This is a genomic window from Paenibacillus sp. FSL M7-1455, assembly GCF_038004655.1.
Lineage (GTDB): Bacteria > Bacillota > Bacilli > Paenibacillales > Paenibacillaceae > Paenibacillus_AQ > Paenibacillus_AQ cookii.
Genome location: NZ_JBBORO010000001.1, coordinates 3,159,640 through 3,180,240 on the forward strand (window position 1 = coordinate 3,159,640; position 20,601 = coordinate 3,180,240).

Annotated in this window: 15 protein-coding genes and 2 pseudogenes; 1 reads left to right on the forward strand and 16 read right to left on the reverse strand. The window is 52.5% G+C overall.

What is annotated here, in order from left to right; translation table 11 throughout:
• Nucleotides 1-52: 52 nt before the first annotated feature.
• From NYE48_RS14575 to NYE48_RS14595, 5 genes are all read right to left on the reverse strand, one after another.
• On the reverse strand, nucleotides 53-1,561 hold the full coding sequence (locus NYE48_RS14575) for an ABC transporter substrate-binding protein (protein WP_089547240.1): 1,509 nt from the start codon (nucleotides 1,559-1,561) through the stop codon (nucleotides 53-55).
• A 39-nt stretch (nucleotides 1,562-1,600) separates the two neighbouring features.
• The gene (locus NYE48_RS14580) at nucleotides 1,601-2,485 is read right to left on the reverse strand and encodes a carbohydrate ABC transporter permease (RefSeq protein ID WP_089547239.1); all 885 of its coding nucleotides are present in this window, start codon (nucleotides 2,483-2,485) and stop codon (nucleotides 1,601-1,603) included.
• Between the two features lie 14 nt (nucleotides 2,486-2,499).
• Nucleotides 2,500-3,534, reverse strand: a complete 1,035-nt coding sequence (locus NYE48_RS14585) for an ABC transporter permease (RefSeq protein ID WP_340999173.1) — start codon at nucleotides 3,532-3,534, stop codon at nucleotides 2,500-2,502.
• Between the two features lie 221 nt (nucleotides 3,535-3,755).
• Nucleotides 3,756-6,065: an AraC family transcriptional regulator gene (locus NYE48_RS14590; protein WP_340999174.1), complete on the reverse strand. Its 2,310-nt coding sequence runs from the start codon at nucleotides 6,063-6,065 to the stop codon at nucleotides 3,756-3,758.
• 62 nt (nucleotides 6,066-6,127) lie between these two features.
• On the reverse strand, nucleotides 6,128-6,889 hold the full coding sequence (locus tag NYE48_RS14595) for an SGNH/GDSL hydrolase family protein (protein WP_340999175.1): 762 nt from the start codon (nucleotides 6,887-6,889) through the stop codon (nucleotides 6,128-6,130).
• Nucleotides 6,890-7,022: 133 nt separating this feature from the next.
• Here NYE48_RS14595 and NYE48_RS14600 point away from each other — a divergent pair, with 133 nt between their 5' ends.
• The gene (locus NYE48_RS14600) at nucleotides 7,023-7,889 is read left to right on the forward strand and encodes an AraC family transcriptional regulator (RefSeq protein ID WP_340999176.1); all 867 of its coding nucleotides are present in this window, start codon (nucleotides 7,023-7,025) and stop codon (nucleotides 7,887-7,889) included.
• Nucleotides 7,890-7,961: 72 nt separating this feature from the next.
• On the opposite strand, the pseudogene NYE48_RS14605 reads toward NYE48_RS14600, so the two are convergent.
• The 11 genes and pseudogenes from NYE48_RS14605 to NYE48_RS14660 all read right to left on the reverse strand — a co-directional run.
• Nucleotides 7,962-8,108: pseudogene (locus NYE48_RS14605) on the reverse strand (C40 family peptidase); the annotation flags it as partial.
• A gap of 151 nt (nucleotides 8,109-8,259) precedes the next feature.
• Nucleotides 8,260-8,693: pseudogene (locus tag NYE48_RS28245) on the reverse strand (GyrI-like domain-containing protein).
• Nucleotides 8,694-9,055: 362 nt separating this feature from the next.
• Nucleotides 9,056-9,616 carry a GNAT family N-acetyltransferase gene (locus tag NYE48_RS14620; protein WP_340999178.1) on the reverse strand — a complete coding sequence of 187 codons (561 nt, stop codon included), beginning with the start codon at nucleotides 9,614-9,616 and terminating at the stop codon, nucleotides 9,056-9,058.
• Nucleotides 9,617-10,272: 656 nt separating this feature from the next.
• Entirely contained in the window at nucleotides 10,273-10,764 is a 492-nt protein-coding gene (locus NYE48_RS14625; RefSeq protein ID WP_340999179.1) for an SRPBCC family protein, read from the reverse strand.
• A gap of 373 nt (nucleotides 10,765-11,137) precedes the next feature.
• Nucleotides 11,138-12,334 (reverse strand): bis-aminopropyl spermidine synthase family protein, encoded by a 1,197-nt coding sequence (locus NYE48_RS14630; protein ID WP_340999180.1) that lies wholly within the window; start codon nucleotides 12,332-12,334, stop codon nucleotides 11,138-11,140.
• A 565-nt stretch (nucleotides 12,335-12,899) separates the two neighbouring features.
• Nucleotides 12,900-13,628: an amino acid ABC transporter ATP-binding protein gene (locus NYE48_RS14635; RefSeq protein ID WP_340999181.1), complete on the reverse strand. Its 729-nt coding sequence runs from the start codon at nucleotides 13,626-13,628 to the stop codon at nucleotides 12,900-12,902.
• Nucleotides 13,621-15,069 carry an amino acid ABC transporter substrate-binding protein/permease gene (locus NYE48_RS14640; RefSeq protein WP_340999182.1) on the reverse strand — a complete coding sequence of 483 codons (1,449 nt, stop codon included), beginning with the start codon at nucleotides 15,067-15,069 and terminating at the stop codon, nucleotides 13,621-13,623. Before NYE48_RS14640 ends, NYE48_RS14635 begins: the two co-directional genes overlap by 8 nt.
• A gap of 333 nt (nucleotides 15,070-15,402) precedes the next feature.
• Nucleotides 15,403-16,719, reverse strand: coding sequence for an MBL fold metallo-hydrolase (locus NYE48_RS14645; protein WP_340999183.1), 1,317 nt, complete (start codon nucleotides 16,717-16,719; stop codon nucleotides 15,403-15,405).
• Nucleotides 16,716-18,395: an ABC transporter permease gene (locus NYE48_RS14650; protein WP_340999184.1), complete on the reverse strand. Its 1,680-nt coding sequence runs from the start codon at nucleotides 18,393-18,395 to the stop codon at nucleotides 16,716-16,718. The genes NYE48_RS14645 and NYE48_RS14650 overlap by 4 nt, the downstream gene beginning before the upstream one ends.
• Before the next feature lies 1 nt (nucleotide 18,396).
• Nucleotides 18,397-19,455, reverse strand: a complete 1,059-nt coding sequence (locus tag NYE48_RS14655; protein ID WP_341000665.1) for an ABC transporter substrate-binding protein — start codon at nucleotides 19,453-19,455, stop codon at nucleotides 18,397-18,399.
• Between the two features lie 42 nt (nucleotides 19,456-19,497).
• Nucleotides 19,498-20,466: an ABC transporter ATP-binding protein gene (locus NYE48_RS14660; RefSeq protein WP_340999185.1), complete on the reverse strand. Its 969-nt coding sequence runs from the start codon at nucleotides 20,464-20,466 to the stop codon at nucleotides 19,498-19,500.
• Between the last annotated feature and the right edge of the window lie 135 nt (nucleotides 20,467-20,601).

Sequence of the window (20,601 nt, forward strand, 5' to 3'; positions counted from 1 at the left end):
TCTCCCCGTTATCCGTGCGCTGCATGCGCTTCTCTGCTTTTCAATATTCTTCTTACTTTTTCAACCCCTTGTCTTTCAGGAATTGTTCAAACTGTTTCTTCACCTCCTCCACATACTTATCCTCGCCCGCTTCCTTCAGCTTGCCGTAGAGCACCGGCCAGGTTTCGTCAAAATCAAGCGTCCCGGTCACAAGTCCGCGTTTGTATTCGCCCCATACGGCGTTCAGGTTGGCGATCTCGGTGCTGACCGGCTCCGAATTGAATTTGAACGCCCCGACCGGATTGATTTCGGCTGTTTCGTTGATCTTCTTCGTTTCCTCCCAAACGTTCTCCGGCTGTCCTTCCTTCAAATAGGAATTGAATACGCTGCCGAACACCCAGTCCATATTCGGTTTATAACGGGAATCCGGAAGTGCGCTAATGTATTCGCCGGACTGCTTCTCGTAATGAACGCCTTCCAGGCCGTTGCACAGCAGATTGTACAGCTCCTTGTCGGTGTTCACGAGGTTCAGCAGCATCATCGCCCGGTCCGGATTCGGCGAAGTGCGGCTGATCGATTGGTTGGTGGTCGCCGAATAACCGTTGGAGAACCAGTTGCTGAGCGGGATGATGACCACGTCGTGTCCGCCGTTTCTTGCCTTGACTTCAGCTTCGACGCCGGGTTTCAGAACGATATGGTAATCCACCGCGATCTTGCCTTTGAAGTCACCCGATTTCACGGTCGCCGCATCCTTGTAAATGTAACCTTCCTTGTACCATTTGCTGGCCAGGCGGAAATTGTTCAGCTCTTCTTCCGGATAACGTTGAAGCGTATAGGTCGGGTCATCCGTCTTGATGTAGAAGTGGTCATCGAGCCCCGGCACGATCCAATATTTGTCGTCATGCACCTGCGGATTGATAAAATCAGTGCCGAAGATTCCGAACGGGATCATATCCGGTTCGTTGTCCTTGATCTGCTTCAGGAACGGTTCAATGTCCTCAATCTTTTTAATCTTCGTGGTGTCCAGTTTATACTTGTCGGCAAGCTCCTTCAGCACGATAAATCCATATCGGGAACCGTTGATCTGCTGGTTGGGGATGCCGTATATCTTGCCGTCGACGGAGAGGCCGTCCCACATCACCTGGGGCACATCGGATTTCAGCTCAGGCGCGTATTGATTCAGCAGATCGTCAAGCGGCTGTATGGCTCCTTTGCGTACCAGCTCCTCCGGCTTCAGCATGTAGCCGGTCCAGAGAATGTCGAACTTCTCGCCTGCTGCCAGCACAGTGTTCATTTTTTGCACGTAGTCGCCAATAGAGACCGGCATCAGCTTGACGGTAGCGTTGATCTTTTCTTTGACGATTTTGTTGACTTCGTCCTGCACCTTCTGCTGATCGGGCTGGAGCTGGGACAGCGGATAATACCAGGTCAGCTCGACGGGTTTCAATCCGCTCTCGTTCTTCACATCCGTTGATCCGGCCGATTCTCCGCCGCCGTCCGCGCTTTTTCCTCCGCCGCATCCGGCAAGGACGGTCGCTGCCAGCAGGATAAACGCCAGCACGCCAAACCACTTTTTCTTCATCTGTGTGACCTCCTGTTTTTATAATCGCTTGCGTGTATGTTAACCCTTGAGGGAGCCAACCGTAAGCCCTTTCACGAAAAAGCGCTGGAAGAACGGGAAGATGATCAGCATCGGTCCGCCGGCCAGCACGGCGATCGCCATCCGGGCGGAATTGTTCGGGAAGCTCGCCAGGTCGATGCCCAGCTGCGTCGCAAACTCGGTATTCGTCGTGAGAAACTCGATGCTGTTCAGCGTCCGGACCAGCAGCAGCTGCAGCGGCACCTTACCCGGATCGTCGATGTACAACATCGCGTTAAACCAGTCGTTCCAATAGGAGAACGAGATCAGCAGGCCCAGCGTAGCCAATGCCGGCGTGGACAATGGAAGAATGATGCGGAAGAAAATCCGGAATTCCCTCGCCCCATCCATTTTCGCCGATTCGATGATCTCAAGCGGTATCTTGGACATGAATCCTTTCATGACCATGATGTTGAACGGCGACAGCAGCACCGGCAAAATGAGTGCGAGCAGGCTGTCTTTGAGGTGCAGGTACTGGGTCATTAGAATATAGGAAGGTACGAGTCCCCCGCTGAACAGCATCGTGAAAAATACGTAAAAGGTCGTCATCCGGTTGTAGCGGTAATCCGGCCGGGAAATGACGTAAGCGGTCATCGCGGTCAGCAGCAGGCCGACGAGCGATCCGATTACCGTGACGGTGATCGTAACCCCGTATGCCTGAATCATCACGTCCGGGGCATCCAGCAGATAGCGGTACGCCTCCAGGCTGAACGATTTGGGGATGAATTGATAGCCGTCCCGGGACAATGCCTTCTCATCCGTTAACGATACGGCGATGACGAGCAGAAACGGCAGCACGACCAAGACGGACAGGATGATAAAGAGCAGGTTGATCAATACTTTCGACAGCTCCAATGTTTTCGTCACCTTATGTCACCTCCTTACCATAAAGAATGGTCGGGATTGATTTTGCGCACAATGCCGTTAGCCAGCAGAACCAGTACGAAGCCGACAACCGATTGGTAAAAGCCCGTTGCCGCCGACATGCTCACGTTCCCGATTTCCCGCAGCGCGCGGTACACGTAAGTATCGATAATATCGGTGGATCCATACAGGAAACCCGAGTTGTTCGGAATGAAGTAGTGCAGACCGAAATCGCCGCGGAACATGTTGCCGATGGACAAAATCAGCAGTATGATGACGAGCGGCGACAGCAGCGGAATGGTGATCTTGCGGGCCATCTGCCATTTGGTCGCCCCGTCGATCCGCGCCGCTTCGTAATATTCTCCGTTGATCCCCAAAATTCCCGCGAAATAGATAAGCGTATTGAAACCGACGGCCTTCCATAAATGAACCAGTATGAGAATGACCGGCCACGGCGCTGCGTTCTGATACCAGCTGACCGGATCCATTCCAAACGCTTGCAGCGTCCGGTTGATCAAACCGTCTGCATGGTTCAAAAAAGCATACGCGACGTAACCGACCAGCACCCAGGACAGGAAATGCGGCAGAAACAAGGCGGTCTGATAAAACTTGCTCCATTTCTGCTTGATTTCGTTCATCAGGATCGCAAGCAGCAGTGCAGCCACGGTGGTCACCAAGATGTAGGCCGCATTGTACAGCACCGTGTTGCGCGTAATCCGCCAAGCCGTATCCGTAGAAAACAAATACCGGAAATTATCGAGTCCCACCCATTTGCTGCCGAAGATGCCCAGATCGTACCGATAATTTTTGAAGGCGATGATGAGCCCCACCATCGGAATATAGGCAAATATCAGCTTATACAATATTCCCGGCAATGAGAGCAGGAACAGCTCCCGGTTGTTACGGAAATGGCGCAGCTCCCTCCGGATGAACGATTTTTGCTTGCGCTGCTTTGGCGGCACATCTGGCGAGGGCAGCAGTCCGGTTTGTCCGGGTTCTGGCGCCACCCGTCTGTTTTCTGCGTCACCCGCCAGAGAAACCTTATTCAACATATCGTAAGCCCCTTTCCTCCTTTGCGCTCTGCCTGGTGTCAGGCTTTGCACGTCTAACGATAACGTAAAACACTTGCTGCTGCGTACTGTACAATTGCAGGATCACTGTACTGGCGGGCTGTATAGATGCCGGATTCCTGTATTTACAGGCCTGCAGCCGCCCTGGAGCAGGCAAAAGACCCGCCAGGGAAGAGGTTCTCCCGTGCGGGTCTTCATCAGGTTCATATGCTTCTCTCTATGGCTGATTTCAGGCGGTACTCCTTGGGTGTGGTTCCGTACCGGCGTTTGAACAAGCGGTAAAAATAGCTTTCGTTGCCGAAGCCGACCTTTTCCATAATTTCCGCTACGGTCAGCTCCTGCTGCTCCAAATACGTTCGGGCACGGGCCAGGCGGGTGGCATTAATCTGATCGACGACCGTCGTTCCTTCCTGTGCCTTGAACACCTGCCCGATGTAAACCGAGCTCATCTTCAGCATGTCGGCGATCCGCTGCACGTTGAGATCCGGATCGGCAAAATGCTTGTCGATTATTTCTTTCACGGTATCGGCAAGCAGCCTGTTCTTGTCTTCACGCCCGTTCCGCCGCTGTTCGAATACCTCGCGGACGACCTCGAGCAGCACCGTTTCGATTTCATCCAACGTTTCTTTCTCGAGAATGCGCCGGTTGATGGCCTGAACGTTGACCGATACCGGGTTCAAATTGTGATGGTTCATCTCTCCCAGCGTATTGCTGAGCGTCACTGCCAGATGCAGCAGCGCAGAGTACATATTCTCGAAGCTGAATCCGCCGATCAGCTCTCTCCAGCTCCGGATCGCCTGCTCCGTCTCTTCCAGATCGCCGCTCTTTAATCCTTCCGTCAGGCGCCGCTCCAATTCCTGCGGAATGCGGAACGTATCGTTTGCCTCGCAGCTTCGGACCCGTTCCGGCTCTAGCACCGCACCTTTGCCGAAAACCATGCGGTAATTGGCGTGGCGGACAGCCAGGTTATAATGCGCCGTGATTTCGCGGTAGTCTTCAAACGGGTCGCTGAGCGTTACCGTGAAGGTAACCCGATAATATTGAAGGATGGTGTGCTGAAGCTCCCGAAAGCGGTCGGCAAGCATGGCAAGATCCCTGGATTCGCCGCCGACGATAAAGACGAGATGCCCGCTTTTCATATCTGCGGCTTCGCAGGATCCGTGTTTGTGGAGCAGTTCCTGGCCAATATTGGCTATGGCGAAATACAGCAGCGATTCCGCTTGCGATCCCTGGCCGGGGGTAAGGCTCTGTACGTCGTCAATCTGCACCAGAGCCAGCCGGAGCCGCGATGGATAGGCGATATCGAGCCCGTACTGTTCTCTGATCCGCCGAAACTCCAGTTCGTTTACACCTTCGCTGAGACCGATCAGGCTGCGCAGGTGATAGACCTTGGCGATGTTCCATTGGGATGCCCTCTCCTGCTCGAGCCCTTTCAGCTTTCCGATCATTTCCGTGACGTTGGCGGCAATGACCGACAGCTCATCCTTCGCCGGGGGAGCATCACGCCGCTGCGGCGGAACAAGCGTCAGGAGCTGTCCGACCGGTTTATACAGCCGCAGCGAAAAAAACACGGACAGCAGCACAGCCAGGACTGCAACGGACAGCGTCACGGCCATCTCCGTCCACTTCATCTGCCGGACGCTGCCGAGCACGTCGTTATAATTTTGGAGGCTGACGATTTGCCAGTTGTTCAGCCCTTTGCTCAAATACGTCACCTTGTATTTATGCGAACCGTGCTTATAGATAAAAGAGTCCAGCGTACTCCCGGTGGATTGGATTCGCGGAAGCAAATCCTTTTTGACGCTCAGCCCTTCCGGCAGCGACCGGTCGTTGGAGATCAGCATGCGCCCGTCACCGTCGGCCACGAACAGCATGTCGTTCTCCCGCTCCGCGACACGATTAAGCGCTTTCACGTTATCCAGCATCCATCCCGGCTTGACGGTCAATATCAGGACATTATCATTTACGGAACCTAAGGAAGGACCGTCATAAATGAAGAAGGCGAATACGTCGATCCCTTCATTTTCGCCGTCCAGATCCATCGGAATCAACTGGAGCTTCGGCAGGTCGCTGCGGGACGACATATAATCCCCCAGCCTTTGATACAGCAGCCTGTTGTCCATATCATGGTTGAGCGATGAGAAAAACCGGTGCTGCGCCCCGTTGTAAAAGACGGCAGCGTGGAGATACGGAGACGCCGCTACGGTCTGATTCAGGCGCTCGATCTTCAGAATGCTCTGCTTGTAATCCGCTCCGGATTTCAGTGCGATCAGCTCTTCGTCGTTGTACAAGGATACCGCCAGGTCCTTGACGATGCCGTTCATGTTTTCGATGTTATAGTTGATTTGGGTCAGCAGCTTGCGGTCGGCTTCGTTCTGAAGGCTGAGCACTTTGTCGCGTGCGAAGGCGTTCATAAATAGGGAGGCCACCGCCAGCGTGGCGACTACGAGCATAAAGCTGAGCAAGATCCGCTGTAAATATTTCCGCGTTCGCAGCATTTGCAGCAATTTCATCGTACCTCTCTCCCTCCCAATTGTTGGAGTGACCTAACTATAATCCGGTTGATTTTTAGGTGTCAATCCGTTTCTTCAGCAATCGATCTCGAAATCGCATCCACATCGGGAATAACACCGGGTGCCGCGCCGAACATTTCCTTGAGAAGCGTACGCGCCATAACCCAGTGCCCGGCACGATTTGGATGAATACCGTCCCCTGAACGATAAGCAGCATTCAGTGCCCTTTGTTCCTTGATATGGTCCAGCAGCGGACTGCGCAAGTCGATGATCTGGTCGGCTACATCACCACCAGACAGAAGCCATGCGGAATATTGTTCGAGAACGCGGTCATACTCCCGGTATGGTGTGAGATAACTGAAATCCGGTGCGCTTTCGGGCAGAAGTTCGGCGTTCATGGAGGATGGGTCAAACGGCGGCGGCGTCATGAGCACCACCTTGGCTCCTGCCTTTCGGCTGCGTTCGGCTAGACGATACATCCCCTCTTGAAAGGCAGCAAAACGATCCACGGAGTAAGGATGGTAAATCCCGTCGTTCATCCCGTAACAGGCGGCCACGATCCCGGGCGATATCGTATCCAGCGCGTTCCGAAGCCGATCGTGCACGCAGGGGCGCGGAAACGGGTGTGCCGCCTCACTGAGTCCCGACACGGTTTCGCTGGGCACACCGCATGGAACCAGCTTCATGTCCATCGTCGGCCGGTGCTGGCGGAGCCAAGCTTCGGTATACCGGATATAATGACCGCTTGCCGTAATGCTGTCCCCCAGAAAAAGAATAACCGGCTTCACGGGCTGATTCGTCCTTTCATTCCACCATAAATCCATAAGTACCTCCCCATTGACATACTCTAAGCCGATGACGTATCAATCTGCCATGCTTCGGCCCGTAATCTTAATGGTATCGCGGGACGCCGCTCTTCGCCTTGACGATGCCGACATTGTTTAGCATAATATGGACATGATGACCAGACTGTTTGCCACGGACATCGGGCTCGAACCGGGATTTACGTTCCGCATTCAGAAATGTCCGCTAACGCACGAATATTTTGTACATAGCCACGATTTTTCCGAACTCGTCGTCATTTTGCAGGGCAGCGCCGTTCATATCATTGAAGGGAGGGAATACCCCGTTACAGCCGGCCAGGTATTCTTGATTCACAGCGGCGTATCCCATGGCTACAAAAACGTTGACGGGATTGAATACATCAACGTCATGTTCCAGCCCGAGCAGCTTCTGCAGCTGTCCGAGCTTAGGCTGCTTCCAGGCTTTCAAGCGCTCTTCTACATCGAACCGTTTTACCGCAAGGAAATGAACTTCAAGGGCATGCTTACGCTGAACCAAGCGCAGCTGCAGGAAGCGACAAGGCTGCTTGACCTGATTTTAACCGAGTATGAACTGCAGCCGCAGGGCTATCGTCTGATGATTCGCTCTTATTTTACCGCTCTCGTCGGCCTGCTCTCCCGCTATTATCAGATCGGCAGCGGAGCTGATGATAACAAGGCCCTGCGGATCGGTGAAGCCGTCACTTACATTGAAGAGCATTTTCTCCAGCCGATCACCCTGCAAGCGATGGCCGACAAAGCCTACCTGTCCACCCGCCAGTTTCAGCGCGTCTTTACGCGCAACTATCACACCACACCGATGGATTACGTCATACGCAAGCGTCTGGACTATTCATGCACGCTGCTTCGCCATCCAAACCTGTCCATTTCCCAGGTGGCCCTCGAAAGCGGCTTTCGGGACCAGAATTATTACGCCCGACAGTTCCGCAAGGTGTACAACTGTACGCCATCGGAGTATCGGAAGAAGCTGCGGGAATCTTGATCATCACTCCGGAAAAAGAATCTACCCCGTAAGTTACGGAATAATCATGCGAGCCCGCCAACTGCTACCGATAAACAGAAGCCCATCTCCCGGCTGCAGTTGATCTTTGGAAACCGGCGTTCCCACGGCAGACTGTTGTCTCGAAGACCGCGGAAGATTGATGCCGTTTTGTTTGAAAACATATTGGGTGAACGAAGAACAATCGAACTCATCCGTCCTGTTGAAGCGCCGAAATGATAGAGAACGCCCAAAAACGGCTGATATAACCAAGGCAAAGGGCTTTAACACTCACCTTTAAAATTGTGTACTTACGGATTTGCCGTTCAAGCGATATACTCGGGAAACCGATCATACGCTAGGAGGACAAACGTCATTTTATCTGTATGTACATATCAATTTCGCTTTCGGGTTGTTCACCTTTAAATCTTTCATCATACACTTCAAAACAAACGACGTCGAATTGTTCATAATCGTTTTTACGTAGCCAGGCAATAAGTTCTTCAAACGTTTCGTTGATCTGGCTTAATGGGCCTTGTGCCTTAAGTAAGCATATTCCCCGGCGGGTATGATATACGAAGACATCCCTTCGGGCACTTTGCTTGAGAGCGCGGTTTCTACGCCAGCAAGATAGCCGTATTCATCCCTTGGGATCACGCCGAGTGTTTCCGACCGGTTCACCCGGCCTGGAATTTGATCAATCCTTGCAAACAATGCCGGCCAAGCTTCTTCAGGGCGGGACGGCTTACCGATGTTTCCGATGCCGATGATTTTGCGTGCCATAAATTTAACAAGCTCAGGATGCATCGATCACCTCCATGAATTGGTTTTATCTACTTTTATAACCTATTCAATAACCGGTAATAAATCCCTGCTGTTCAGGTAGCGTCAGGGAAATGCGGATTACAAGGGTAAGGAAATCTGCTTATTAAAAAGCCTTTTCAGTTAACCCAATATTCACTTTAACAATTCCATCGGTATTTATATTCTCACTGTTAAGAAGTGTTATAGTGTTCTCCAATGCAATTTGAAATTGTCTTTCAACGGAATCCGGGAACATCCCCTTCCATATCTATTCCTACTTGCCTGAAGAAACGATTAATTCCGCTTCACTCGGCACAATCGTTGGGTGTGTATTCTCCCATCGGCAAAGCAATACCAGGGGTGTTTTATCCGATTACTTTCGAATCGTACTTTTCATTATTAACAATCGCTAATATTTGATGATTCTCCCACCTTCCATTAATCTTGACATTCTCTATCGCTATTCCTTCTTTATGAAACCCTGCCTTTTCCAGCACTTTGATGGAAGGTATATTATGAGGCATAACTCCAGCTTCAATTCGATGTAACTTTAATTCATTAAATCCATAGTCTACAGCTAATTTGACGGCCTTTGTCATGTATCCCTTCCCATTATGCTTACGGTCTAAGGAATACCCAATCCAACAACTCTGATAGTTACCTCTTGCAACCTCAGATAGTGTAACATTCCCAATCAGTTGCTTACTGTCTGTCAGAAATATACCAAAAGAATAGGCTGAGTCCTGCTTAGCTAGTAAAACATACTTTTCAATTCGCTCAATTTGTCCATCAATTGTGTAAAACTTTTCATCTCTTAGAGGTCCATAAAGTTGGAAAAAGTCTCTATTTTCAACCTCTAACTTAAGACAATCCTCCGCATCTGATAATTCCAATTGCCTAATAAATATTTCTTGTGTTTTCTCCATGTTCTTTCCTCCTTCTGAAAATAAAAAAACCACAGAAAACGACCTGTGGTTTTTAGTAACATGTTTTTATAAATTCCACAGGAAACGACCCGTGGTTTTTAACCCACTACTTTAATTAGAGATTCTAATCAAAGGATTTAAGTCGTTATTTCTGCAATTAGACAGACTTCTCCCATGATTAGCAAACACGAAAAAAACGGCAGTTGAGTACCCTACACCTTTAGATAAAGAATTCAATGATCTTTTTTTCATTATGGTACCCCTCCTTAGTCTTACTCAAGGAAAACTATAACACTATATTCAAATGTTTTCAAACTTTGCATCCATCCGAATCCAATAAAACGATATTGGGTTGGTTAAGGGAACCACCGGGTCATCCTTCACCCGAAACATTTCTAAAAGTAATAGAACGACTCGAATACATACGGGGAATAGAAGGCAAAAATTAGTCATTAGCATCGTAAGAGTATTGGAATTTCATTCTATAAAGGCAAATGAGCCACTTTTACGAGCTGCTGAGATTATCCGAGGAATGAACGAATCCGGAAAGCGAAAAGTGCCTGATGACTCAACGGTACCCCATATTGCCCCTTGAAAAAAGAGCCCTCCGATCCATTCGGATCAGAAGGCTCCTTCTTTCTTACAAAGTTTTGCTTCTATTTATTCCGGTTGAGCTCCGTAAACTTCTCGACATATCTCGGGTATTTTTCTTCCCAAACGGCTTTCCGCTGCGATATTGTCCTTCCGTCCAGAAGCGCCTCGATTACATCCAGACATACATCCCATCCGGCAATGTCCTTAGGCGTATGATCGGTGACCTCTGCGACGGTTTCGATGAAAACGAGACGGCAGCCTTCCTGCTCCGGGTGCAGCTCAAACCGGACACGGTTTTCAGCCCACGTATATTCCAGCACGGATAACGGCTTCAGTTCCAGAATTTCGAAATATTCATAAGTACCGTTCTGCATGTCGAAAGAGAGGGTCCCGCCCTCGCGCAAATCTTCTACGCGCAGCTCGGAAAACCATTGTTTCAGCTTATCGTTATCCGTCAGAAACGACCAGACTTTCTCCACCGGATGCTTCAAATGGCGTACGAACCACACCCGGGTTTCCTTCCCGTCCTGCTCAACTACGGCCAATGGGTTCATGGCTTATCCTCCTTTTTAGTTAGCCCGTTTATAAAAATATAACCTAGTATCCCGCCGCTAAGACATGGTCATGATTTTTCTTCATCCAAAAAACGTTCCAAATCATCCAACTTGCCGTTCCAGAACCTCCGATAAGGCTCAAACCAATTATTAATCTGCTCCAAAGGCTTTGCATTCAAGCCGTACAAACGCTTCTGAGCAGCGTTCCGAACTGACGAGCCCGGCTTCCCGAAAAACCCGCAAATGTTTGGATACTCCCGGCTGGCTCGGGGACGACAGCTCAACCGTTCGCCAACAGATCGGTCCCGACCCGTAAGCAGTCAAGGATCGTCCTCCGGTTCTATTCATGTACAATCTGATTTGCGTCCATATTTTAATCCGCCAAAGGTTCGCCCATCTTCTCCCGCAGCACCGCTTTTTTGGCCACCATCTCAAACATATCGTACCCGCAACCGCTACATCCTTCATTCTTAAGCTGCTCAATGGTTGCAACTTCTCCTGTGATCCCGACAAATACCTCTCTGGAGCAACTCTTGCAGCGATAAGTGCGCAGCGTTTGATTCACTTCTCCCGTGTAAAGGGCATCGGCGAAGATTCCGGAATATTCCGGCTTCGTTTGATCCGTCGTCCGCAAAATAAACATCTGGCTCCGGTTGGCGATCATTTCAGCACCTTCGTAGGCATTGAATCTCGGAAAATTAGCGGCTACCGTCAGCCCCATCCGGATGAACTCCCGCTGCATGGCCAACATAAACGACGGAGCCTTATGGGCAAAAGAAAGAAAAATCGGTAGCCCTTTTTCTCTCTTCAACGCCTGGATCCCGCGCGATACGAACAGACCCATCCCTTGCAGCGTATAGGGCGGATCCGTAAAGAAACTATCGAAACGGCCGTGCAGGTTCTCCGGCAGCTCTTCCCTTAAATCCAATTTGCTGCATGTTATCGGCAGATCATGTTCTCTCGCGATCGTCTCGATATGCTCCAAAAATCGGTCGTCAATGTCCAGCACGTGCACTTGCGTGGCGTTATGACTGCCGGACGGAAACAATTTTTGCAGCAGCAGACCGATCGACACACTCACCAGATCATCATCGCCAACGCATAATATGTTTTTTCCGATGAACGCATGCTGCTTCAAGCAGAGGATCGCCCGGTTCAGGCTCGTTTCCGGAGTGCATTTGGACTGATCGATTTGAACGTCGGCGGACGGCCGCTGTTGAAACAGTCCCTTCAATATCGCTAATACGTCTTCAAGTTTCTCATTCCATTCCGTTTCATAGAGCAAATCGCGAAACAGCGCGCGGTCCAAACCGCCATATCCGCATTCGCGTTCCATCCATGCCGCTCCCTCAGGCGTGCAGCGGACGCCTCGGTCCTGCACGAGCGCCCCTGCTTTTATCAATTCCCGTTTGATTGCCGAAGCGACCGGCGTCGGCAGCAACGTTCTGCGTGCCAACTCTTTCGTGGAAATGCCCGGATTCAAGTAACTTTCGATCAACAGCTGCTCAATAACGTGATTACCTTCCTGCAGCCGGGTATATTGACTTGCTTGTTCAATGTATGTTTTCACCCAATCCCTCCTCAATATTTACCCTCGTTATGATTCTTTCCGCCAATTTCGCGAAGCTCTCCGACGCCGACATACCATCACTCCTTTCATCAAAATAGAAAAAGGGCAGGGATGAACATACGTCATCCCTGCCCTTTTCGGATTCCGCCTGAAATGAACGCCACATAAAACAAAAAATCCGCGCTGAACTCAGCACGGATGTGGGTGCATATCAATTAGGCAGCCTCTAAGGCTCCGATTATATCCGCCGTTCTTAACTAATTCCGAAGCTTCCACATGCCCAAATAAAAGCAGGACCATGCCATTTCATCCATGGGTCTTTGGGACTTTCTGTGAAGCTTCAAATATGGAATTTAATTAGTTAAGAACGGTTCCGGACATCAAAATTTCCCCTTAGTAAAAATTTTACTTTATATTACTATACCCGTTGACCATAGTCAACCGCGCCATGTTTTTTCATCTCTTTTTGCAAAAAGGCTCCCGGAAGTCAGCCTTAGCTGCCTGCGAGAGCCTTTGTTTTAACCCTATTTATGGATTCAATCCGCTTTAAAGCAGCCTCGTCCTGCTACAGCACTTTCTGCAAAAAGCTGATGGTCCGTTCGTTTTTCGGGTTGCCGAACACTTCTTCAGGCGTGCCATCCTCGATGATGTAGCCGCCGTCCATGAAGATGACGCGATCCGCCACCTCGCGGGCAAAGCCCATCTCGTGCGTGACGATCATCATCGTCATCCCTTCGCGCGCCAGGTCCTTCATGACGCCGAGCACCTCGCCGACCATTTCGGGGTCAAGCGCCGATGTCGGCTCGTCGAACAGCATCACGTCAGGGTTCATCGCCAGCGCGCGGGCGATCGCTACCCGCTGCTTTTGGCCACCTGACAGCTGACTTGGGTATGCGTCCGCCTTGTCGGCGAGTCCGACCCGCGCAAGCAGCTTCATCGCCGTGTCGCGGGCTTCCTTCGCATTCATTTTTCCCAGCTCCATCGGAGCGAACATGATGTTCTTCAGCACGCTGAAATGCGGAAACAGGTTAAAATGCTGGAAGACCATGCCGATGTTTTCGCGTGCCTTGTTGATGTCCGTTTTCGGATCGTTCAGGTCCTGGTCATCGACGATGACCTTGCCTTCCGTAATGTCCTCGAGCCGGTTGATGCAGCGCAGGAACGTGCTTTTCCCCGAACCGGAAGGACCGATCACGCAGACGACCTCGCCCTGCTTGACCTGCATGTCGATGCCTTTCAGCACCTGGTTGGCGCCATAGCTTTTCTTCAAACCTTCAACCCGGATTTTACCCACGGCGCACCCTCCCTTCGAGATATCCTGAAAGTTTCGTTAACAACGTAATGACGATCAAATACATGATGGCAACTTCTGCCCAAATGGTAAAGGATTCATACGTTCTCGCGATAATGATTTTGCCGGACTGCGTCAGCTCGACCAGACCGATCGCCGACAGAATCGACGTGTCTTTAAGCGTAATGACAAGCTGATTGATAAACGCAGGAACCATGACGCGAATCGCCTGCGGGATGATGATCTTGATCATCGCTTTGCGATAAGGCAAACCGAGCGACCGTGCCGCCTCCATTTGCCCCCGGTCGATCGATTGGATGCCGCCGCGAATGATCTCCGTCACGTAAGCCCCCGCATTCAAGCTCAGCGTCAAAATCGCCGCCAGGAACAGCGGCATCGTAAAGCCCAAAGCCTGCGGAATGCCGAAATAAATGAACAGGGCGAGAACGATCAGCGGAATGCCGCGGAACAGATCGACGAACACCGTCGCCACGCCGCGCAGGAACCGGTTTTGCCCCACTTTCATAAAACCGAATATCAGGCCCAGAATAAAGGCAAAAAAGAGCGAAACGATCGTGTACAGAAGCGTCTTGCCGAGACCGACCAGAAGCGGCTGGATCGATCCTAAAATCAACTCCCCGCGGCTTTGCTTTACCGAAACGGCCGCATCTTCGCCAAGATATTTTTCTTTGATGCGTTTATATTCTCCGCTTGCCTTAAGATTGGCCAGGCCGGTATTGAATTTTTCCAGAAGCTCTTTGTTTTTGCCTTTGCCTACCGCAAAACCGTAGGAGGCGCCCGCTTCCTTCTGTGTTACGATTTTAAGGGCTTTGCTTTGGGTGGCGACGTAGGCCAGCACGGGATAATCTTCGAAGCAGGCCACGGAGTTCCCGGTTTTCACGTCTTCGTACATCTGGGAAGAATCATCGAACGGGACGATCGTGAATCCGTATTTCGAAGCGATCGATTTCGCGAAGGTGTAGCCTTCGGTTCCGGTTTTGACCGCAACCTTTTTCCCTTTCAAATCGTCGTAGCTTTTGACGGTGTCGTTATTTATGCCGACCGCCATGACGACGCCGGATTCAAAATACGGTTCGGAAAAATCGAACTTTTGCTTCCTTTCGTCGGTAATGCTCATCCCCGCGATCACGCCGTCCACCTGGTTCGACTCCAAAGCCTGAACGGCTGCGTTAAAGCCCAGAGGTTTGATTTCATACTTGAAATTTTGATCTTTGGCGATGGCTTCCATCAGATCCATGTCGATTCCGACGTATTTTCCGTTAACGTCCTGAAACTCAAATGGCGCAAACGTAATGTCGGTGCCGATCACGTAAGTTTTGCCGGAATTCGGCTCCGCTGCGGCGCCTCCCGCCAAACCGGACAAGCCGGTCACCATGAGGAGCAGCAACGTAAGGGAAAATAATGAGAGCTTAATTGATTTCATGTGTCCTCCTCTTCTCGGTCAACGCCGAAACTTAGTCCCCTTCATATTCTCTTTTTGGGAGACGGTACTCTACCGCCCAGAATACTATTTTACCAAAAAAACCATGATTTCTTAAAATACAATTTCAACCAGTTCCAATGGATGAGTTCATGGGAGAGAGGTCATGCATATTTCGGGGCAGGTTAATTATACATTAACCAATATACCAACATTTGCATAGAAAAAGAAACTCCCTTTCTGATCCCTTCCCCTCAACTTTTGCCAGGCTTGAAGCGCAAAAATCCCCGCCAGACGATGTCTGACGAGGAATAAGAGATCTAATATTCTCCGAGATTAAAAGACCATGGACTCTCCCGACTTTAATGAAAGCAGGCCCGGGTGCCCTTCCCGTCCGAGGCGGGCAACGACCTGATCCGTTTCGGCTTGCGGAGCATGGACCAGCAACGTATGACGGCTCGGCACCTCTTGCAGCATACGGCGGACGTCGTTCAGCCCCTGATGGATTTTGTAGCCGATCCGAACCGTTTCGCAAGACATCCCCACGGCTTCGCCCTTCAGCAGTCGGCGGGCAAACGTCCCTTCGCTTGCATGGCCCGTAATGACGACGGCATGGTTCGCGTCCGGCGCAAGACGGCTGGCGTACCAACGGGCCCGCGGCGACTCCATCATGCCATCGGTCGTAAAGATAAGCAGCGGATGGTTGCCCTGCAGCCGCCGAAGCCGTTCGTCCTGGCATGCCGGAACATGAAGATACGGGGAGGACAAGGCTTCCTCAATTTGGCGTTCGGCCCCAGGTCGGAGCCAATGCTTCCATTCGGCCATCTGCCGAAGCCCTTCAACGATTTCCGGTTCGGCAAGGATATGCCGATTCGGGAAACGTCTTCGCGCCCACAGCAGCAAATCCTGTCCCCGGCCGAAAGCCGGGACCGGCATCAGGACATGCCCCCCTCGTTCCAAAACGCGTTGAGCGAACCGGCCAAGCAGGTCCAGCTTCTGATCCTGCGACTCCTCGTCCGTCCCATATGCATTGTCCATGATGGATAAAGAAATTCCGGTAGGTTTTCGGTCAAGATCTGAAGACGTTTCCCCTAAAGAGGACGCATCAGGCGGATCGGCGACAAGCAGCCCGGATTCGCGGCTGAAGTCTCCCGAATAAAATAAATGCCGGTCCTCCATATAAATCCGCAGCCAGACGGAACCGAGCATATGGCCGCTCCGCCCCCACCGCAGCCGAAGCCTATCCTGCAGCTGCAGCCATTCGCCTCCGGCAACTTCCTCCTCCAGGATGCGAAAGCGCATGGCGGAAATATGCTCTTGGCCATATGGAAGCTCGCCGTTTCGTCCTGCCACGTATTTGCGCCAATGGTCAAAATAATGCTCCAACTGCTTGACCGTTGGCTTCGTTGCCCAAATCTCCCCGCGATAACCATGCTTGTATAACAGAGGCAAGGCCATGGAATGATCCTCGTGGGCATGCGAAAGGAATACCGCCGTCAGATCGGGGATCAGGTTTTCTTCAAGCAGGGGGTATTGTCCGGTCCCTCCCTTTTTGACGCCGCAGTCGAGCATGATCCGATGCTGATTTCCTGTGATTACGTAACAAGAACGGCCATGCTCGCCGGCGCCGCCCCACACTTTCAACTCCATCATCGAGCGTCCCGCTTTCTTTTGGAGCCCGCGACTTCGAGCAGAACGAGCAGCAAGGTGGTCAGCCCCACCGAGATGACGGCCATCGCCATCCCGAGCGATACTTGCCCCTGCTCGAACTGGGCGTAGATATACGTGGCCGAGGTCTGCATCGACGGCGGCAAAATGAGCAGGGAGCCGACCAGCTCCCGCGATGCGATCGTAAAGGTCATCATCCATCCGGCCAGCATTCCCGGAACGATCAGCGGCAGCAGCACCCTGCGGAAAATGTAGCCCGGTTTTGCGCCGAATACTTGCCCGGCCTGAACGAGCGACGCGTCGATTTGCGTGAAGGCGCTTTTGACGTACTGCACCGTGTACGGAACGAATAAGACGACATACGTGAGGATGACCATGCCGTAGGTGTTGTACAGCGGTATCGGCATCCACGGGGAGTTCCATAACAAAATCAACCCCACGACAAGAACGATTCCCGGCACCGTGTTCGGGAGCAAACTGAACAGATCGAGCGTGCGCTGCCCGCGGGTTTTGGACCTTCCGATCGCGACGGCGAACCAGGTCCCGAGCAGCACGGCGATGGTCGAAGCGGCCAAGGACAGCCATAAACTGATCATCAGTGCCTTCATGCTGGGCGAATGCCAGCTGAGCAGCTCTTTATAGAAATCGAGCGTAAAGTTGTTCCAGGCGAGTCCGACGCCCCGCAGCTTCATCGTGGAAGCCGCTACGATCGAAAAATACGGGATGCCGATCGATGCGATCAGCAGCAAAATGACGTAGATTCCCGCCGCCCACTGCAGCCAGCCGGCGCCGCGCATGGCGGAACGGCGGACGCCTTTTCCCCCTACCAAGCCAAACGTATATTTTCGGCTCATCACGGACTGCATGTACCAGACCAGCAGGCAGCTTGCCAGAAGCACGGACGACAGCGAAGTCGCCTTGCCGAAATCGATTGGCCAGCTGGAAATGTATTTATGGATTTCGGACGTCATGACTTCGTATCCGATTCGCTTGCCGAACGTAACCGGGGTGCCGAATTCCGCGATCGTTTTGACAAAGATGAGCATCGCGCCCATGCCGAAGGCCGACAGCAGCAAAGGGGCGATCACCCGGCGGAAGCGGTAGAGAAACGGCGCTCCCATCACCGCGGCCGCCTCCTCCATATTCCCTCCGATTCTCTCGAGCGCTCCGCGCAGCAGCAAGTACAGAAACGGATAAAGATGCAGGCTCATGATCGCAACCATGCCGCCGAAGGAGAAAAAGGCTTCTCCAAACCCGGCAAGCCCCGGAGCCAGCTGCTCCAGGTACCCGTTTTTTTGCATGAACAGAATCCAACCCATCGAACCGATGTATGGCGGCGTCATGAAGGGAACAAGGAACACGATTTCCAGCCACCGCCGCTCCCCGAGCCGGGTATGGACCATCACCCACGCAAGCGGAAGGGCGATCGCCGTCGTACCGAGGATGACGCACGCCCCCAGCCAGACGGAAGACGTGAGCACGTTCATCAATTCGGAATCCGCCAACGTTCGGAACGGGGCCGACCATTGCAGCTCCCCGTCCCGGTATACGCTTTGAATGAATATTTCGCCCAAAGGCAGGACGATGAGACCAAGCAGGACCAGGAGCGCCAGTCCCATCGACCAGGCTTTTCGTCGGCGCGGAAGCATCGATGGATTCATGTTACTTTAGCAGCTTCGTGAATCTCTCGGTGACTTCCGTGCCGTGCTCGCCCATCCAACCCCAGTCCGTCTTGAGCAGCGGAATTTCGTCCAGATTGGCGCGGTTCTCGGCTTTGATGTCCGTGCGGCCCGGAAGCAGCGCGGCATCGGAAACCAGCTTTTGCGCCGCATCGGAAAGCAGATAATCGATGAATGCCTTCGCGTTTTCTTCATGTTTGGTGGATTTCAGGATCGCCGCAGGCCGAGGGCTGACCACGGTGCCTTCCTGCGGATACACGATGTCGATCGGCTCGCCTTTCGCTTTGGCTTTATAAGTCATGTAGTCGACGGCGCCGGCGACCATGCTCTTCGCGCCGGTAATGACCGGATCCAGTGCTTCCTGGTTGGCCCCGGCCATGGCAACGCCGTTCGCCTTATAGCTCTCGAACAGGGACCAGCCTCCCTCGCCTTTGTCGCTAAGGTAACCCGTAATGAAATCAAGGGCGGAACCCGACAGCGACGGATCCGGAATGTTAACCTGATTCTTGTAATCCGGTTTGGCCAAATCGCTCCAGGACGTCGGCGGCGTCGTTACCAGCTTGGTGTTGTAGGCGATCCCGAGCGCCGACGCGCTGGTACTGAAGTAGTTCCCTTCCGGATCGGACCAATCCTTGTTCAGCTTGTCCGCGTTTTTCGCTTCCGGATAAGGGAGCGTCAATCCTTCTTTTTTCAGGCCCTGCGCGGAAGGCAGCGAGGCAAGAATAACCACGTCCGCCACCGGATTGGACTTTTCCGCTTCCAATCGGGCCAGGATTTTTCCTGTCGTGCCCTGAAACGTCTCGACCTTGATGCCGGTCTGGGATTCGAAATCCTTGATGAGATTGTTCGCTAATCCCTCGGGTCCCGCCGTATACACGGTAAGCGTTTTGTCCGCCGTCTCCGCCTGCTTGCCCTCTCCGGCTGCGGCAGCCGTATCTTCGGCCGCCTTGTTGCCTCCGCAGCCGGCAAGCGCGGCTCCGAGCGTCAATGCAAGAACCAGGGCGCTTCCTTTCTTCCATGTGTTCCGTTTCAAGTTGAACATCGTCGTTTCCCCCTTGATATTTTTCGTTTTGATCCCCATGTTTCAATCCCCGTCCAACCGATGAATGCCATGCTTCGGCAGGTAGATCGTAACCTCGGTCCCTTCGATCAGCCGCCGGGGATAATAGGCGAGCCAGAGTCCGGCAGCCTTGTCCGACTGCAGCCTGACTTCGTACCGGTCGCCGACGTAGCTTACCTGCTCAACGGTCGCGGCATAAGCCAGAGTATCTTGCCCGTCCGGCTCGAACCGGATCTGCTCCGGCCTGAACATGGACCGTCCGTCCGCAAGCCAGTTGGACTTCCCGATAAACCGCGCGACAAACGGGTGCCGCGGCTGATTGTAAATTTCTTCGGGCGTACCCTTTTGCAGCACCTTTCCCCCATGCATCACGATCACTTCGTCCGACATGGACATCGCTTCGACCTGGTCATGCGTGACGTAAAGGGCGGTCAGTCCCATCTCGCGCACCAGGTACATCATTTCCAGGCGCATCTCGTCGCGGAGCACCGCATCGAGCGCGCTTAGCGGCTCGTCGAACAGCACCAGCCTCGGGCGCGTCACGACCGCTCTCGCAAAAGCCACCCGCTGCTGCTGGCCCCCCGACAACTGATGCGGATAACGCTGCTCCATGCCGCTAAGCTTGACCTTGTCCAAAGCCTCCAAGACTTTATCCCGAATCGCGTCCTTGCGCCCGGCGGCCCGGAGCCCGAAAGCGACGTTTTCGAAGACGGTCATATGCGGCCATAACGCAAAATCCTGGAATACCATGCCGAAGCCGCGCCGTTCGGGCGGCACCTCCCTCGTTTCGCTCGCCAGGACGTCCTCGCCGAAGCGGATGCTTCCGGTATCGGGCCGCTCCAGACCGGCGATCAAGCGCAGCAGGGTGGTCTTCCCGCATCCCGAAGGTCCGAGCAGCGTCGTGAATTGTCCATGCCGGATCTTCAGGTCGGTCGGATGCAAAGCGGTATTTCCTCCAAAACTTTTGCCCACTCCGCTTATGTTCAAATCCATTTTTGTCTGCTTCCCTTCCTTGCTTTAACATTGGGGACGTTCGTTTGGTTCCAACGTTCCTACATACCAAGTCTACCTGCGGGAATGAAAGCCAGTATTACCGTAATGTAAAACGACAATTAATTCTTTCGATGA

Coding starts and splice junctions, on each gene's coding strand:
- NYE48_RS14575 (WP_089547240.1), bottom strand. CDS start 1,561: ATGAAGAAAAAGTGGTTTGGCGTGCTGGCGTTTATCCTGCTGGCAGCG.
- NYE48_RS14585 (WP_340999173.1), bottom strand. CDS start 3,534: ATGTTGAATAAGGTTTCTCTGGCGGGTGACGCAGAAAACAGACGGGTG.
- NYE48_RS14590 (WP_340999174.1), bottom strand. CDS start 6,065: ATGAAATTGCTGCAAATGCTGCGAACGCGGAAATATTTACAGCGGATC.
- NYE48_RS14595 (WP_340999175.1), bottom strand. CDS start 6,889: ATGGATTTATGGTGGAATGAAAGGACGAATCAGCCCGTGAAGCCGGTT.
- NYE48_RS14600 (WP_340999176.1), top strand. CDS start 7,023: ATGATGACCAGACTGTTTGCCACGGACATCGGGCTCGAACCGGGATTT.
- NYE48_RS14620 (WP_340999178.1), bottom strand. CDS start 9,616: ATGGAGAAAACACAAGAAATATTTATTAGGCAATTGGAATTATCAGAT.
- NYE48_RS14625 (WP_340999179.1), bottom strand. CDS start 10,764: ATGAACCCATTGGCCGTAGTTGAGCAGGACGGGAAGGAAACCCGGGTG.
- NYE48_RS14640 (WP_340999182.1), bottom strand. CDS start 15,069: ATGAAATCAATTAAGCTCTCATTATTTTCCCTTACGTTGCTGCTCCTC.
- NYE48_RS14645 (WP_340999183.1), bottom strand. CDS start 16,719: ATGATGGAGTTGAAAGTGTGGGGCGGCGCCGGCGAGCATGGCCGTTCT.
- NYE48_RS14650 (WP_340999184.1), bottom strand. CDS start 18,395: ATGAATCCATCGATGCTTCCGCGCCGACGAAAAGCCTGGTCGATGGGA.
- NYE48_RS14655 (WP_341000665.1), bottom strand. CDS start 19,455: ATGTTCAACTTGAAACGGAACACATGGAAGAAAGGAAGCGCCCTGGTT.
- NYE48_RS14660 (WP_340999185.1), bottom strand. CDS start 20,466: ATGGATTTGAACATAAGCGGAGTGGGCAAAAGTTTTGGAGGAAATACC.